This window comes from Rahnella perminowiae (genome assembly GCF_019049695.1).
GTDB lineage: Bacteria > Pseudomonadota > Gammaproteobacteria > Enterobacterales > Enterobacteriaceae > Rahnella > Rahnella perminowiae.
In genome coordinates, this window is the sequence record NZ_JAFMOT010000060.1 from 1 (window position 1) to 443 (window position 443).

Sequence of the window (443 nt, forward strand, 5' to 3'; positions counted from 1 at the left end):
TGATTAAAGCATGAATGATTAAAACGACAAACCGATTAATCAAATAAACGCTTAATCAAATAGACATAGGTAGCAAATGATGTTGAATCAAGCAGCGATGAGCGAAGTATCCAATCCGTGCCGTGTGGCGTGTGTCACAGGTGGCGCCAAACGAATTGGTCGGGCGCTTGTGCTGGCACTGCACCAAGCCAATTATAATATCATCATCCATTACCACACCAGCGAATCTGAAGCCATGGAACTTGTTGATTACTGTAATGCCATTCGCCCACAGTCAGCAAAAAGTGTGCAAGGGGATTTAGAGGATTTTGAAACGTTACCACAATTGACTTGGCGCATAATCAACAGTTTTGGTCGATTGGATTGTCTGGTTCATAATGCCTCACGGTTTTACCCGACGCCCTTTGGTCAAATCTCTCAGCAAGACTGGCAAAATTTATTTT

1 protein-coding gene is annotated in these 443 nt (G+C 43.1%); it reads left to right on the forward strand.

Features of this window, described 5'->3' with window-relative positions:
- Positions 1-76: 76 nt before the first annotated feature.
- Positions 77-443 (forward strand): SDR family NAD(P)-dependent oxidoreductase (locus J1781_RS00280; RefSeq protein ID WP_217233008.1); only part of this gene is annotated, 367 nt, incomplete at its 3' end.